12 protein-coding genes are annotated in these 12,498 nt (G+C 59.7%); 3 read left to right on the plus strand and 9 right to left on the minus strand.

Annotated elements, in window-relative coordinates; all coding sequences use genetic code 11:
• Nucleotides 1–89: 89 nt before the first annotated feature.
• The 7 genes from HSW_RS08530 to HSW_RS08560 all read right to left on the minus strand — a co-directional run bounded on the left by HSW_RS08530 (nt 90) and on the right by HSW_RS08560 (nt 5,679).
• Nucleotides 90–875, minus strand: coding sequence for an enoyl-CoA hydratase-related protein (locus HSW_RS08530; protein WP_044001580.1), 786 nt, complete (start codon nt 873–875; stop codon nt 90–92).
• 75 nt (nt 876–950) lie between these two features.
• Complete coding sequence (gene paaD, locus HSW_RS08535) at nt 951–1,466, minus strand: 1,2-phenylacetyl-CoA epoxidase subunit PaaD (RefSeq protein ID WP_197031976.1); 516 nt, start codon at nt 1,464–1,466, stop codon at nt 951–953.
• Between the two features lie 122 nt (nt 1,467–1,588).
• Entirely contained in the window at nt 1,589–2,392 is an 804-nt protein-coding gene (gene paaC, locus HSW_RS08540; protein WP_197031977.1) for a 1,2-phenylacetyl-CoA epoxidase subunit PaaC, read from the minus strand.
• The gene (paaB, locus tag HSW_RS08545) at nt 2,392–2,682 is read right to left on the minus strand and encodes a 1,2-phenylacetyl-CoA epoxidase subunit PaaB (RefSeq protein ID WP_394332387.1); all 291 of its coding nucleotides are present in this window, start codon (nt 2,680–2,682) and stop codon (nt 2,392–2,394) included. Before paaB ends, paaC begins: the two co-directional genes overlap by 1 nt.
• 150 nt (nt 2,683–2,832) lie before the next feature.
• Nucleotides 2,833–3,789 carry a 1,2-phenylacetyl-CoA epoxidase subunit PaaA gene (gene paaA, locus HSW_RS08550; RefSeq protein WP_044001582.1) on the minus strand — a complete coding sequence of 319 codons (957 nt, stop codon included), beginning with the start codon at nt 3,787–3,789 and terminating at the stop codon, nt 2,833–2,835.
• A 223-nt stretch (nt 3,790–4,012) separates the two neighbouring features.
• Nucleotides 4,013–5,092, minus strand: a complete 1,080-nt coding sequence (gene paaE / locus HSW_RS08555; RefSeq protein ID WP_044001583.1) for a 1,2-phenylacetyl-CoA epoxidase subunit PaaE — start codon at nt 5,090–5,092, stop codon at nt 4,013–4,015.
• Nucleotides 5,093–5,094: 2 nt separating this feature from the next.
• The gene (locus HSW_RS08560; protein WP_044001584.1) at nt 5,095–5,679 is read right to left on the minus strand and encodes a TetR/AcrR family transcriptional regulator; all 585 of its coding nucleotides are present in this window, start codon (nt 5,677–5,679) and stop codon (nt 5,095–5,097) included.
• Nucleotides 5,680–6,138: 459 nt separating this feature from the next.
• Here HSW_RS08560 and HSW_RS08565 point away from each other — a divergent pair, with 459 nt between their 5' ends.
• The 3 genes from HSW_RS08565 (at nt 6,139) to HSW_RS08575 (ending at nt 10,338) form a co-directional block, all read left to right on the plus strand.
• Nucleotides 6,139–6,771, plus strand: a complete 633-nt coding sequence (locus HSW_RS08565) for a (2Fe-2S)-binding protein (protein WP_052346259.1) — start codon at nt 6,139–6,141, stop codon at nt 6,769–6,771.
• 105 nt (nt 6,772–6,876) lie between these two features.
• Entirely contained in the window at nt 6,877–7,860 is a 984-nt protein-coding gene (locus HSW_RS08570) for an FAD binding domain-containing protein (protein WP_044001586.1), read from the plus strand.
• A 135-nt stretch (nt 7,861–7,995) separates the two neighbouring features.
• Nucleotides 7,996–10,338 carry a xanthine dehydrogenase family protein molybdopterin-binding subunit gene (locus HSW_RS08575; protein WP_052346260.1) on the plus strand — a complete coding sequence of 781 codons (2,343 nt, stop codon included), beginning with the start codon at nt 7,996–7,998 and terminating at the stop codon, nt 10,336–10,338.
• A gap of 133 nt (nt 10,339–10,471) precedes the next feature.
• Here HSW_RS08575 and HSW_RS08580 read toward each other — a convergent pair whose 3' ends face one another.
• Both HSW_RS08580 and HSW_RS08585 read right to left on the minus strand, forming a co-directional pair.
• Complete coding sequence (locus tag HSW_RS08580; protein ID WP_044001587.1) at nt 10,472–11,353, minus strand: SDR family oxidoreductase; 882 nt, start codon at nt 11,351–11,353, stop codon at nt 10,472–10,474.
• Nucleotides 11,354–11,462: 109 nt separating this feature from the next.
• A complete protein-coding gene (locus HSW_RS08585; RefSeq protein ID WP_044001588.1) occupies nt 11,463–12,392 on the minus strand; it encodes a helix-turn-helix domain-containing protein in 930 nt (309 codons plus the stop codon).
• Nucleotides 12,393–12,498: the final 106 nt, after the last annotated feature.

Consider the following 12,498-nt stretch of genomic DNA (forward strand, 5'->3'; position numbering starts at 1 on the left):
AACGTCATGCTTCATCTGGCGTGCTGACGTTGAATTACTACTCCAACATCAGCACGCCAGATGAAGCATGACGTGCTTTTTATTGCTGCTTACTGCCCCGTAAACGTGGGCTGGCGCTTTTCCAAGAAGGCTGAAACGCCTTCTTTGTAGTCGGTGGTGCTGCCGGCGCGGAGCTGGTAGTCGGCCTCGGCGCGGAGTTGCTGGGTGAGGTTGTTGCCGAAGGTACCGTTGAGCAGCTGCTTGGTATAGGCGAGGCCCTTGGTGGGCATAGCAGCCAGCTTCTGCACCAGTTTTGCTACTTCGCTATCAAACACCTCATCGGAAAATGCCTTATAAATCATACCCATCTGCACGGCTTCGGTAGCCGATACTTTGTCGCCGGTGAGCATGAGGGCCGAGGCGCGCTGCATACCAATGAGGCGCGGTAAAAAGTAGGTGCCGCCGCTGTCCGGAATCAGTCCGATTTTGCTGAACGCCTGAATAAACGAGGCCGATTCCTTGGCCACCACCACGTCGCAGGCCAGGGCCAGATTGGCTCCCGCGCCGGCCGCCACGCCATTCACCGCTGCCACCACTGGCTTATCCAAGGCCCGGATCAGCTCCACAATGGGGTTGTAGTGCTTTTCCACGATTTCCGCTACTTCCGGACTGTCCGGACCGGTAATTTCCGCCAGATCCTGACCCGCGCAAAAGGCCTTGCCGGTGCCCGTGAGCAATACAGCGCGTACCTCCGGATTCTGCTGGCACTCGCGCAAGTGCTGCTGTAACGCCAGCGCTACGTCCTTGTTGACGCTGTTGAAGACCTGGGGTCGGTTGAAGCGGATCGTGGCAACGCCGGCTTCGATGGAAAAGTGCAGGGAAGGAGTTTCGGACATGCGGAATGGGGTAGGAGAACAAATAAGACCGTCATGCTTCGGCAAACTCAGCATGACGGGCAATGTATAAGGGGCTTAGGCGTGGCATTTAAAGTAATCGAACGGCTCCAGGCAGTCGTCGCACTGATAGTGCGCTTTGCAGGCGGTGGAGCCGAACTGGCTGACCAGGTGAGTGTGGGTGGACTTGCAGAGCGGGCAGCGCACGGCCGTATCGGCCCCGAACAGGTTGAGGACGTGGCCGGTGGCGGTGCCGTCTACAGGCGGAGCAATGCCGTAGTCTTCCAGCTTCTGGCGGCCGGCCTGGCTCATCCAGTCGGTGGTCCAGGCAGGACTGAGCTGGTTGTGGATGTGCACCTGCGTAATGCCTTCAGCCAGCAGCCGGAGCCGGATTTCAGTGGCAATGACATTCATGGCTGGGCAGCCGGAGTAGGTGGGCGTGATGGTAACGTGCACCTGCTCGCCTTCCAGCCGCACCCCGCGCACGATGCCCAGGTCTAGAATGCTGAGCACCGGCACCTCAGGGTCGGAAACCTCTTCCAGCAGCTGCCAGATCTGTGCTTCAGTGGGCATTACGTGGGGTTGGTGGGGCATATGGAATGAAGTCAGAACGTCATGCTGGGCTTGCCGAAGTATCTCTACTACTTCGTCCTCACGACTGAGTTAGCCAGCGGTAGAGAGGCTTCGACAAGCTCAGCATGACGGGCTAATTTAGCCTACCACTGCAGGCCGGGGTAGGTGCGTTGCAGGTACTGTAACTCGGCCAGCAGGTAGCCCAGATGTTCTGAGTGGCGACCGTCTTTGCCACCTTGCTGCATGAACACGCCTTCTGGCACAGGCAGAGTGGCTTCCTCGAACACGCGCGCGACGTGCGCCTCCATCTGCTGGCGCAGGGCGGTATAGTTGGGCACGAGGCCAGCGGCCTGCAGGGCTTGCTCGGTAGAGGTGGACGTGGTCAACTCGCCACCGAAGCGCCACAGGTTGCGAATGGCCTTCTCAATGCGCTGCCGACTTTCGTCGGTGCCGTCACCCAGCCGAATTACCCATTCTGAGCTCCACTTGATGTGGTAAGCCGCCTCCTTCACTGATTTCTCCGCAATGGCTGCCAGCTGCGCATCAGGGCCCTGCTGGAGCTGGAGAAGCAAATGGTAGTGAAAGGCGTCGTAGATAAACTGCCGCACGATGGTGTGGGCAAAGTCGCCGTTGGGCTGCTCCACCAGCAGCGGGTTGCGGTACTCCACGGCCGGGCGTAGGTAAGCCAGGTCGTCCTCGGTGCGGCCCTTGCCTTCCAGTTCGGCGGCGTACTGGTAGTAGCTGCGCGCCTCGCCCAGCAAATCCAGGGCAATGTTGGCCATGGCCAGGTCCTGTTCCAGAATGGGGCCGTGGCCGCACCACTCCGAAAGGCGGTGGGCCAGAATCAGGCTGGTGTCGGCCAGCTGCAGCACGAAGGGCAGCAGCTGAGCCTGAGTTTCGGGCGTGGCGGCAGGGGCGTGCGCGGGCATGGTGGAGTCCGTCATCATTACATGTGCTTGATGGAATCCGGCACTTGGTAAAAGGTCGGATGGCGGTAGATTTTGTCGTTGGCCGGCTCGTAGAAAGCCGCCGCATCGTCGGGGTTGGAGGCGTGCACGTGCGTGCTTTCCACCACCCAGATGCTCACGCCTTCGAGGCGGCGCGTGTACACGTCGCGGGCGTTCTGGATGGCCATCGTGGCGTCGGCGGCGTGGAGGCTGCCCACGTGCTTATGGTCGAGGCCCTGCTTACTGCGGATGAAAACTTCCCACAGCGGCCATTCTTGTTGCGTCATCATTTTGTGCTTAGTGCTTGGTGCCTTGTGCCTAGTCAGAGTAGAACGTCATGCTGAGCTTGCCGAAGCATCTCTACCGCTTCGTCCTCACGACTGAGGTGGTCAGCGGTAGAGATGCTTCGGCAAGCTCAGCATGACGTTCTGTGCCAGAACTTACGCGGCCGACTTGGCCAACTCGCGGCCGGCGCGTTTGGCGGCGTGGGCCAGGGCGGCTTCGCGCACCCAGGCGCCTTCTTCCCAGGCGTCTACGCGGGCCTGTAGGCGTTCCTGGTTGCAGAGGCCGTTGCCTTTCACCACGTTCCAGAACTCCTCCCAGTTCACCTCGCCGAAGTCGTAGGCCTGGCGCTCCTCGTTCCAGCGCACCTTCTCATCGGGCACGGTGAGGCCCAGGAACTCGGCCTGGGGCACCATCATGTCCACGAATTTCTGGCGCAGCTCGTCGTTGGTGAAGCGCTTGATGCGCCACTTCATGCTCTGCTCGGTGTTAGGCGAATCGGCGTCGGCAGGGCCGAACATCATCAGCGTGGGCCACCACCAGCGGTTGAGGGCTTCCTGGGCCATGGCTTTCTGCTCGGGCGCGCCTTCGCACAGCGTCTGCATAATCTCGAAGCCTTGGCGCTGGTGGAAGCTTTCCTCCTTGCACACGCGCACCATGGCGCGGGCGTAGGGGCCGTAGCTGGTGCGGCACAGCGGCACCTGGTTCAGAATGGCGGCGCCATCTACCAGCCAGCCCACGCAGCCCATATCGGCCCAGCTCAGGGTGGGGTAGTTGAAGATGCTGCTGTATTTGGCCTTGCCAGAGTGCAGGTCGGCCAGCATCTGGTCGCGGGTGGTGCCCAGGGTTTCGGCGGCCGAGTAGAGGTAGAGGCCGTGGCCGGCTTCGTCCTGCACCTTGGCCAGCAAGATGGATTTACGCTTCAGCGAAGGGGCACGAGTAATCCAGTTGCCTTCGGGCAGCATGCCCACCAGCTCGGAGTGCGCGTGCTGCGAAATCTGCCGGATCAGCGTCTTGCGGTACGCCTCGGGCATCCAGTCCTTGGGCTCGATGCGCACATCGGCATCAATGCGGGCCTGAAACTGTTCTTCCTGGGTGAGTTCTAGGGTTTCCATGCGCCTTCAACAAAGGTTAACTAACAATCGTTAGTTAAATGTAAGGAAAAATTTGGGCTGCTGGCTTGCAGTATATTAAAAGAACGTCATGCTGAGCGAAGCCGGAGGCGAAGTCGAAGCATCTCTACCGCTTCGTATTGATTACTAGTGCAACGAAGCGGTAGAGATGCTTCGGCAAGCGGACGCCAGATGGAGCATGACGTTCTATTTACGAGGCCATCGATTACTGGTCGAAATCCACAACTACCCGCTCCGAGGTGGGGCGGGCTTGGCAGCTGAGGACGTAGCCCTGGGCCACTTCCTTTTCGGAAAGCGAGTAGTTCACGTCCATTTCCACGGTGCCTTCCGTCACGCGGCAGCGGCAGGTGCTGCACATGCCGTTTTTGCACGAATACGGCGCGTCGGCTCCGGTTTCGAGCACCGCGTCCAGAATCGTGTCGCCGTAGTACGACATTTCCAGCACGCGCTTCGTGCCTTCCAGTTGCACCGTGACTTGGCTGTGCTTATCGTCCTGGCCGGCGGGGCGCTGGGCCTGGCGGGCGGCGGCTTTCTGGACACCGGCGGCCGAGGCAAACAGCTCGAAATGCACCTTCTCGGGCGCAACGCCGGCTTCCAGCAGCACGCTCTTCACTTCCAGAATCATTTCCTCAGGCCCGCACAGAAAGGCCTCGTCGATTTTTTGGGCCGGAATGATCTTGTCGAGGAACACGCGTGCTTTGGCCCCGTCGATGCGGCCGAACAGCAGGTCGGTGTCGCCCTGCTCGCGGCTGAGTACGTGGTACACGCTCAGGCGCTGCAGGAAGCGGTTTTTCAGGCCCTCAATTTCCTCCTTGAAGATGATAGAGTTGCGGCCTCGGTTGCCGTAGATGAGCGTCACGCGGCTGTCTGGCTCGGTGAGCAGCACCGTTTTCAGGATAGACAGCACCGGCGTGATGCCCGAGCCGGCTGCGAACAGCACGTACTGTTTGGCCTGGCCGACGTGCAACTCAGTGGTGAAATGGCCCATCGGCGGCATCACCTCCAACTCCTCGCCCACACGCAGCTGGTCCACGGCGTGCGACGAAAACCGACCTTCCGGCACCTTCTTGATGGCCACGCGCCACTCGCCCTCCAGGGGGCTGCTACAGATGGAGTAGCTGCGGCGCAGTTCCTCGCCCTCGTGCTGCCGCCGAAACGTGAGGTATTGGCCCGGCGTGAACCGGAACGTTTCGCGCAGGTCGGCGGGCACATCCAGGGCCACGCTCACGCAGTCCGGCGTTTCGCGGGTGATGCTCTTGATTTTGACTTTGTGAAAACGACTCATAGCTACTTTTTCTCCAGCCCGGTGAGGAGCATGGTAATAATGTTGGCTTCCAACTCTTCCGCCGACAACTCGCGGCCGGGGCGGTACCAGAGTTCTACCCAGCGCACTGCCGAGAGGATGGTAAACAGTGCCACCGACACATTCACGGGCTGAAACTCGCCAGCCGCAATGCCTTTTTCAATCAGGGCGGCGAAGCCTTTCTCGTATTGCTTGCGGGCCTGCTTGAACTCCGTCAGGGCCGGCTCGCGCAGGTATTTCCAGTCGTGGTTGCCCACCGAAACGGCCGCGCCATCTTCAATCATCAACCGAATATGCAGCCGGATCAGGGCCTTGATTTTCTCGACATAGGAGGCGTCGGTGGCTTCAATTTCGGCCAGCTGGGAAATGTAGGTGCTCGACACGCGGAAGCAGATCAACTCCAGAATCTCGTCCTTGGACTTGATGTGGTTATACATGCTGGCAGCTTCTATGCCAACCTCACCGGCCAGATCCCGCATGGAAGTGCCGCCGAAGCCTTTCTGCTTGAACAGTTTGGCCGCTTCTTCCAAGATGAGTTGCCGCTTGTTGGTTTTTCGGATCGGGAGCATGGGTGGGAAGGACGCTGGCAGTTCAGGAGCTAATGTACTACTCTTTACCGCTATGCAAACTAATGTTTGTTAGTTTTCATTCAGCATTGCTTACGTTCCGAAATTAGGAAACGCTTTATACGGCCGATTACTTCTACAATTTCCCCACAATACTTTTCTACGACTTAGAGAAGATTTTTGTGTAGTCAGCGGGCGATGCATACCGCCCTGAATCTCTATTTGCTGACTGTAGTGGGGACATTGAGCATTGGGCGGCTAGGGCATATATCCACAAAGCCTAGGTATAAACTATGTACCTACCTCAACCAAGCCTGCGCCTAAACGTAAAAGCAGCGCATACGCTGCTGGGTCCCGGCATGCCAATATGTTGTAGCTGACCTAGGGAAACCCCATCCGGTCTCGCACAGTTGTATTGGCCCAGGGCCGTACGTGGTGCGGGCTTTTTACTATCTGCTTTGTATGTCGACGTTTTCTTCTCCTGATACTCCGGAAGGCCAGCCAATGCGCCCCGAAGACGGCACGCGCCGTTCGTTCATGAAACAGGCCGGGGGCCTGCTGGGGCTGGCCCTGGCTCCGCCCTTCGTGGGGCCCGCCGAGCGGCTGGCAGCCTACTCTAAAACGGTGGAGGGCGTCACGTCGCTCCAACTCAAAATCAACGGTACCGTGCGCACCATTCAGGCCGAACCCCGCGTGACGTTGCTGGACGCTCTGCGCGAATACCTGGATCTGACCGGCACCAAGAAAGGCTGCGACCATGGCCAGTGCGGCGCCTGCACTGTGCACGTTGATGGCAAGCGTATCAATTCCTGCCTTACGCTGGCCGTGATGCAGCAGGGCAAGGAAATTACTACCATCGAGGGCCTGGCTCAGGGTGACAATCTGCACCCAATGCAGGAGGCATTCATCAAGCACGACGGTTTTCAGTGCGGCTACTGCACCCCCGGCCAGATTATGAGCGGGGTGGCGTGCGTGAAAGAAGGCCACGCGGGCTCTGACGACCAAACCCGCGAGTGGATGAGTGGCAACCTCTGCCGCTGCGGCGCTTACCCCAACATTGTGGCCGCCGTGCGGGAAGTAGCTGGTAAGAGTTGAGTTATGAATGAAGAGTTATGAATTATGAATTGTCCTCCCGGGTAACAAGTGATTCAGCATAGCTCTACTCATAATTCATAATTCAGAACTCATAATTCAACGAAAGTGAACAACTTTAGCTACACACAGGCCAATTCGGCCAAGGAGGCCACCGGGCTTCTGAAAGACAAGCCCCAAGCGGCCTACATTGCCGGCGGCACCACGCTGCTGGATATGATGAAGGCCAACCTAGTGGAGCACCCGCAACTGGTGGACATCAATACGCTGCCGTTCAAAGGCATCGAGCAGACCGCCGACGGCCTGCGCATCGGAGCCATGGAGCGTATGAGCGACGTGGGGGAGAATAAGCTGGTATTGGAGCAATATCCGGCCATTTCCGAGTCGTTGTTGTTGGCAGCCTCACCGCAGCTGCGCAACATGGCCAGCATCGGGGGCAACATTTTGCAGCGCACCCGTTGCGGCTACTTCCGCGACCCGGCGTTTCCGTGCAACAAGCGCGTGCCCGGCTCGGGCTGCCCCGCTTTGGAAGGCGACAACCACAACCTAGCCGTGCTGGGTACCTCCGACAGCTGCATTGCCACCGCTTACCCCGGCGACCTAAGCGTGGCGCTGGCCGCGCTGGACGCCGTGCTGACGCTGGAAAACCAGAAGGGCAAGCAGCGCCGCGTGCCCGTGACGGAGTTTTACCTGCTGCCCGGCAAAACGCCGCAGAAGGAAAATGTGCTGGAGCCCGGCGAGCTGATTGTGGCCGTAACTATTCCGGCCGCCGCGCATGCCCGTCGCTCTACTTACTTCAAAGTGCGGGAGCGGGCCTCCTATGCCTATGCGCTGGCCTCGGCTGCCGTGGGGCTGGATGTGCAGGGTGGCACCATCCGCTCGGCCCGCGTGGCGCTGGGCGGCGTAGGCACCAAGCCTTGGCGCAGCCTCGAAGCCGAGAAACTGCTCGTGGGTAAACCTGCTACCGAGGCCACGTTCCGGGCCGCTGCTGCCGCCGCTTTGCGTGGCGCCCAGCCGCGCAAAGAAAACGCTTTCAAGGTAGAGCTGGCGCAGAACACGCTGGTGCAGGCCTTGATGAAAGTAGCCGGCTAAGCACGGGGTAGAGACGCGACACTTGGCGTCTCCACGTTGAAGCACTTGTCTTAAAAAAGACCGGTAAAACAACGTCAGCAACGATTGAGACGCGAAGTGTCGCGTCTCTACAGCCAACTTACGGAACTCATCCCAATGGATACCGCAGAACCAACTTTCTTTGATACTAACCCCAAAGCGGGCGTCGTAGGGCAGCCGCTGGACCGGATCGACGGCCGGGCCAAGGTGATGGGCACGGCCAAATACTCGGCCGAGTTTAACCAGCTGCCGGGCTTGGTGCACGCTGTGCTCAAAACCAGCGACGTGGCCAAGGGCCGCATCACCGGTTTTGATACTTCGGCGGCCCTCAAGCAGCCGGGCGTGGTGGCCATCCTGACCCACCAGAACGTGCCCAAGCTGGCCAAAACCCCCAACGACGCCGAGGGCAAAAAGGCTACTGGCGCGCCCATGGGTTTCCTGCCGCTGACCTCCGACCAGATTCACTACGCCGGCCAGCCGGTAGCCATTGTGGTGGCCGATACGCTGGAACGCGCCCAGTATGCTGCCGCGCTGTTGCGCGTACAGGTGGCTGCCGAGAAGCCCACGGCCTCTTACGAAGACCCCAAAGCCGAGCTGTTCGACCCCGAGAAGATTCAGGACGGTAAGGCCAAGGGCCACACGGTGCGAGGCAATCCGCAGGCGGCTTTTGCGGCAGCTCCGGTGCAGCTCACTCACAAGTACACCCACGCCATCAACCACCACAACCCCATGGAGCCCGGTGCTACTACCGCCCATTGGGAAGCCGCCGACCGCCTGACGGTGTACGAATCCACGCAGGGCGTGTCGCGCACACAGAAGTACTTGAGCGCCATGTTTGGCCTCTCGGCCGAGCAGGTACGGGTGGTGACCAAATATCTGGGTGGCGGGTTTGGTTGCAAGGGCGCTACTTGGCCCCACACGGCCCTGGCAGTGCAGGCCGCTAAAGCCGTGGGCCGGCCCGTGAAGCTGGCCCTCACGCGCCCCCAGATGTTCACCAGCATGGGCCACCGCGAAGACCAGACTCAAACGCTGAAAGTGGGTGCCACCCGCGACGGGAAACTCACGGCCCTCATCCACGAGAAGACCTCGACCACCTCGCCGTGGGACAACTATGCCGAGTCGAACAGCAAGATCATCAATATGCTGTACGAGTGCCAAAACTTTGAGGCCTCGTACCAGCTGGCTCGCGCCAATGTGATGACCTCCACGTTTATGCGCGCCCCCGGCGAAGCCCCCGGCTCGTTTGCGCTGGAGTGTTCCCTCGATGATCTGGCCTACCAGTTAAATATTGATCCGCTGGAAATCAGGCTGCGCAACTATGCCGAGAAGGACCCCAGCACCGGCCAGGCCTGGAGCAGCAAAAGCCTGAAGCAATGCTACGCCCGCGGGGCCGAGCTGTTCGGCTGGAGCAAGCGGAACCCCAAAGCCGGCGCCACCCGCGACGGCCGCCTGCTGGTGGGCTGGGGCATGGCCACGGCCAGCTACCCCGTCCACAACTCGCAGGGCACGGCCCGCGCCCGCCTCTACGCCGACGGCCACGCCGTGGTGCAGTCGGGCGCAACCGACCTGGGCACCGGCACCTACACCGTGATGACGCAGGTAGCGGCCGATGCGCTGTTTCTGCCCGTGGACAAGGTGCGCTTCGAACTGGGCGATACCAAGCTGCCTACTGCACCCAACTCGGGCGGCTCGGTGGCGGCTGGAACGGTGTCCTCGTCGGTGTACATGGCCGCGCAGGATGTGTGGCAGAAGCTGATCAAGGTTGCGGTGATGGATAAGAAGTCGCCGCTGTACCGCGCCAAATCGGCTGATGTGGAGGTGAAGCAGGGCCGTTTGCAGCTCAAGAACAACCCGCAGAAAGGGGAGGACTTTGCCGCCATCATGAAGCGCGCCGAAATGGCCGACATTGAGGGCAACGGTCAGGGCCGCTACGGCAGCGGCTACGAAGATGCTCAGGCCGCCGCCAACGCCGACCCCAGCAAGAAGGACGAGGCCGGCGACCATTCCATGCACTCTTTCGGGGCGCACTTCTGTGAAGTGAAGGTGGACCCCGAACTGGGCACCGTGCGCGTCACGCGCTGGGTGAGCGTGCACGGGGCTGGCCGCATCCTGAACGCCAAAACTGCCCGCTCCCAGATCATTGGGGGCAGCATCTTCGGCATTGGTTCGGCCCTAATGGAAACTACCGTGCGCGACCAGAACTACTCGCGCTACACCAACGCCTCTCTGGCCGACTACCACATCCCCGTCAACGCCGACATTCCGGAAATGACGGTGGAATTCATTGATGAAAAAGACCCGTATATCAACGCCATGGGCGTGAAAGGTATCGGCGAAATTTCGATGGTAGGCGTCGCTGCTGCTGTGGGTAACGCCGTATTCCACGCCACCGGCAAGCGGGTGCGCAGCCTGCCCATTACGCCCGATAAAATTCTGGCCACGAAGTCGGTGCAGGCATAACGCTCTTAGGTTTCTCCGATTTTCGCTAATACAAAGCGGCCCGTCTCCAAATGAGAGACGGGCCGTTTTGCGTTGAAATCAGACGTAACGGTACTGCTTGTGGCGTATGTAGCGGCACTATTCTGTGGGCTTTTTACTGCACAAAATAATGGCCCTGTTCAAGATCGGCCAGAAGGCCCGGGCGGGTAGGCTGCCAGTCCAGCTGCTGTTGAGTGAGGACGCTGGACGCCGGCATATCCATGCCCACGAAGCGGGCCATCCAGCCAAAATGTTCAGCAGCTTCTTCAACAGGTTTGGAAGCCGCCGGCAGATTCAGGTGCCGCCCGATAACGGTGGCTATTTCCCGCATTGGAATGCCCTCATCGGCCACGCCGTGGTAGCAGGTGCCGGTAGTACCCTGCTCCAGGGCCAGCCGGAAAAGCCGGGCCGCATCGAGCCGGTGCACGGCAGGCCAGCGGTTCATCCCTTCGCCTAGGTACGCCACCACACCTTTCTGGCGGGCTATACTGATCAGAGTCGGCACGAAGCCACAATCGCCTTGGTCGTGCACTGAGGGGGGCAGGCGGATCACCGAGGCGCGTACACCCTGTGTCGCTAAAGCAAGGGCCGCGTTTTCCGACATGCGCGGCGAAGGGCCGGGCGTATCATCTTCTGTGCCCAAACGGTCAGTGGTCAAACCGGCCAACCCAGCCGTAACGATGAGCGGCCGCGCCGAGCCGACCAATGCATTGCCAAGGGCTGCAATGGCAATCTGGTCTGTTTCGCCGGCTGCTTCGTACTCAACGAAGTTGTGATTATAGGCAGTATGGATAACGCCATCTGAAGCCGCCGCTCCGCTCTGCAGGCTGTTGGGGTCGTCGAGAGAGCCATGGTGCACTGCCGCACCAGCAGCGCGTATAGCCTGGGCGGCCGCTTCGGAACGGGCCAGGCCGAGTACCTGATGACCCGCGCCAAGTAATTCCTGAACTATGGCGGAGCCGATAAAGCCCGTAGCGCCGGTTACAAAAACACGCATATGCTGGTTCTTTGGAAGTGAGGTTTTTTTATGTTCCAAAGGTCTGGCGCCTGGACAGGACCAGCATTGCGCGAACCAAACTGTCTGCTGAATAATTCAAACAACTGACCTACCCCCGATAGTCGCCTGGGGTCATAGTAGTCTGACGCTTGAAGAAGTTGCAGAAATGTGCCACATCGGCAAAGCCTAAGCTGTCGGCAATTTCCGAGATGGTCCAGTTGGTTTGTTTCAACAGCATCCGGGCCTCCTGCGCTACCCGGCTGCCGATAAGAGCGGTGGTGGTTTGGCCGGAGGTTTCCTTCAGTACCCGGTTCAGGTGGTTTACGTGTACGGCCAGCTGGTTGGCATAGTCGGCGGCCGTGCGCAGGCGCAGGCGTTGCTGCGGCGACTCCAGCGGGAACTGTCGGGCCAGCAGATCGGCAAACCGCGCCGCCAGTCGCTCTGCAGCAGAATGGGCCGGAGCCAGGGCCGAGGCAGGCTGAAACTTCTGTACATAATGAATCAGCTCCAGCAGGTAAGCCCGCAGTAGGTCGTACTTATAGGCGTAGTCAGACGCAATTTCCAGCGTCATCTTCTGAAAAATAGCTTCCATAGCCGTGTATTCCACCTCAGATACCTGCACTACCGGGTAAGCACCCGGCTGAAAAGCCGGCAGTTCCTCTACCGCCATCCGCCCTTGGGTGGGTAGCAGGAATTCAGCGGTGAAAACACAGAAGTGCCCGGTTTGGTCTGCCTGCTGCGGCAGCCAGCGGTAAGGCACCCGCGAGGAGGCAAACCACAGCGCACTTTGGTTAACGTCCACTACCTGGTCGGCATACTCAATGCGGCTGCGCCCACGAATCAGACTGATTTTATAAAAAGCCCGCCGGTCAAATGTCATGGGGGGCCTTTCCCGGTTGGCCAGCATTAGGTCGGCTACATTGAAGACGTTGAAATGACCGACTTCCCGCTGCTGGTCTGACATCAGCAACGTACGGTCAGGTGCTCCGGTCTCCGGAAGTAGTTTGGTATACAGTTCTTCGAGCTGGCCGGATTTCATAGCAAATGGTTGTAAGAATCAAAGATAAACAGTTCCTGAGCATACAGCTGCTTTCACAGTATGGTATCAGGCGTATTCAATACTCAACCAGTAACAGGGACCATGT

Source organism: Hymenobacter swuensis DY53, assembly GCF_000576555.1.
GTDB classification, from domain to species: Bacteria; Bacteroidota; Bacteroidia; order Cytophagales; family Hymenobacteraceae; genus Hymenobacter; species Hymenobacter swuensis.